Origin of the sequence: Achromobacter pestifer, from assembly GCF_902859625.1 — a bacterium.
Lineage (GTDB): Bacteria > Pseudomonadota > Gammaproteobacteria > Burkholderiales > Burkholderiaceae_B > Achromobacter > Achromobacter pestifer.
Window position 1 is genome coordinate 1 of the sequence record NZ_CADIJX010000019.1, and the last position, 3,048, is coordinate 3,048.

The window sequence follows — 3,048 nt, forward strand, 5'->3', positions numbered from 1 at the left end:
GCGCAAGCTGAAGAAAATAAGTACGGGTTGTGATTGCATTATTTTGTTCCAAGTTCTCAAGACTGGGGTGAATAACCTCAGACTGCTTTGAAACTTATGAACGGCACAAACGCTAATACTCAGGTCCTATAGCCTACAGCGTTATAGGATCAAGCGACTAAGTGCATATGGTGGATGCCTTGGCGATCACAGGCGATGAAGGACGTAGTAGCCTGCGAAAAGCTACGGGGAGCTGGCAAACAAGCTTTGATCCGTAGATATCCGAATGGGGAAACCCACTGCAGCAATGCAGTATCCATAGCTGAATACATAGGCTATGGAAGCGAACCGGGTGAACTGAAACATCTCAGTAGCTCGAGGAAAAGAAATCAACCGAGATTCCGAAAGTAGTGGCGAGCGAAATCGGAAGAGCCTTTACGTTTTAGCATGCAAGATAATCGAAGGGGATGGAAAGCCCCGCCGTAGCAGGTGATAGCCCTGTAGATGAAATTTTGTGTGTGGAACTAAGCGTAAGACAAGTAGGGCGGGACACGTGAAATCCTGTTTGAAGATGGGGGGACCATCCTCCAAGGCTAAATACTCGTGATCGACCGATAGTGAACCAGTACCGTGAGGGAAAGGCGAAAAGAACCCCGGAAGGGGAGTGAAATAGATCCTGAAACCGTATGCATACAAACAGTAGGAGCCTCCTTGTGGGGTGACTGCGTACCTTTTGTATAATGGGTCAGCGACTTACATTCAGTGGCAAGGTTAACCGAATAGGGAAGCCGTAGCGAAAGCGAGTCCGAATAGGGCGATTCAGTCGCTGGGTGTAGACCCGAAACCAGATGATCTATCCATGGCCAGGTTGAAGGCACGGTAACACGTGCTGGAGGACCGAACCCACTAATGTTGAAAAATTAGGGGATGAGCTGTGGATAGGGGTGAAAGGCTAAACAAATCTGGAAATAGCTGGTTCTCTCCGAAAACTATTTAGGTAGTGCCTCAAGTATTACTGCGGGGGGTAGAGCACTGTTATAGCTAGGGGGTCATGGCGACTTACCAAACTATGGCAAACTCCGAATACCCGCAAGTACAGCTTGGGAGACAGAGCACCGGGTGCTAACGTCCGGACTCAAGAGGGAAACAACCCAGACCGCCAGCTAAGGTCCCGAATTATCGCTAAGTGGGAAACGAAGTGGGAAGGCATAGACAGTCAGGAGGTTGGCTTAGAAGCAGCCATCCTTTAAAGAAAGCGTAATAGCTCACTGATCGAGTCGTCCTGCGCGGAAGATGTAACGGGGCTAAGCGATAAACCGAAGCTGCGGGTGTGCACTTTTAGTGCACGCGGTAGGAGAGCGTTCTGTAAGCCTGCGAAGGTGGCTTGTAAAGGCTGCTGGAGGTATCAGAAGTGCGAATGCTGACATGAGTAGCGATAAAGGGGGTGAAAAGCCCCCTCGCCGTAAGTCCAAGGTTTCCTGCGCAACGTTCATCGGCGCAGGGTGAGTCGGCCCCTAAGGCGAGGCAGAGATGCGTAGCTGATGGGAAACTGGTTAATATTCCAGTACCGTCGTACAGTGCGATGGGGGGACGGATCGCGGAAGATCATCAGGGTGTTGGATGTCCCTGTTGCTGCATCGAAGATGGCGCTTAGGCAAATCCGGGCGCGTAAATCAAGGGTGTGGCACGAGCGAGCATTGCTTGCGAAGTGATTGGAAGTGGTTCCAAGAAAAGCCTCTAAGCTTCAGCTGTACGAGACCGTACCGCAAACCGACACAGGTGGACGGGATGAATATTCCAAGGCGCTTGAGAGAACTCAGGAGAAGGAACTCGGCAAATTGATACCGTAACTTCGGGAGAAGGTATACCCCGGTAGTGTGAAGCGCCTGCGCGCTTAGCATGATGGGGTCGCAGAGAATCGGTGGCTGCGACTGTTTATTAAAAACACAGCACTCTGCAAAGACGAAAGTCGACGTATAGGGTGTGACGCCTGCCCGGTGCCGGAAGGTTAAGTGATGGGGTGCAAGCTCTTGATCGAAGCCCCGGTAAACGGCGGCCGTAACTATAACGGTCCTAAGGTAGCGAAATTCCTTGTCGGGTAAGTTCCGACCTGCACGAATGGCGTAACGATGGCCACACTGTCTCCTCCTGAGACTCAGCGAAGTTGAAGTGTTTGTGATGATGCAATCTACCCGCGGCTAGACGGAAAGACCCCATGAACCTTTACTGTAGCTTTGCATTGATCTGTGAACCGGCCTGTGTAGGATAGGTGGGAGGCTTTGAAGCGTGGTCGCTAGATCACGTGGAGCCATCCTTGAAATACCACCCTGGTTTGTTTGCGGTTCTAACCTTGGTCCGTTATCCGGATCGGGGACAGTGCATGGTGGGCAGTTTGACTGGGGCGGTCTCCTCCCAAAGTGTAACGGAGGAGTTCGAAGGTACGCTAGGTACGGTCGGAAATCGTGCTGATAGTGCAATGGCATAAGCGTGCTTGACTGTGAGACTGACAAGTCGAACAGGTGCGAAAGCAGGACATAGTGATCCGGTGGTTCTGAATGGAAGGGCCATCGCTCAACGGATAAAAGGTACTCTGGGGATAACAGGCTGATACCGCCCAAGAGTTCATATCGACGGCGGTGTTTGGCACCTCGATGTCGGCTCATCTCATCCTGGGGCTGTAGCCGGTCCCAAGGGTATGGCTGTTCGCCATTTAAAGAGGTACGTGAGCTGGGTTTAAAACGTCGTGAGACAGTTTGGTCCCTATCTGCCGTGGGCGTTGGATACTTGACGGAGCCTGCTCCTAGTACGAGAGGACCGGAGTGGACGTACCTCTGGTGTACCGGTTGTCATGCCAATGGCATTGCCGGGTAGCTAAGTACGGAAGAGATAACCGCTGAAGGCATCTAAGCGGGAAACTCGTCTGAAGATTAGGTATCCCGGGGACTTGATCCCCCTAAAGAGTCGTTCGAGACCAGGACGTTGATAGGTCGGGTGTGGAAGCGCAGTAATGCGTTAAGCTAACCGATACTAATTGCTCGTGAGGCTTGATCCTATAACACTGATGGTTAT

1 rRNA gene is annotated in these 3,048 nt (G+C 51.7%); it reads left to right on the forward strand.

Annotated elements, in window-relative coordinates:
- The first annotated feature begins 147 nt into the window (after positions 1–147).
- Positions 148–3,031 (forward strand): 23S ribosomal RNA (locus HV753_RS31090).
- Positions 3,032–3,048 lie beyond the last annotated feature (17 nt).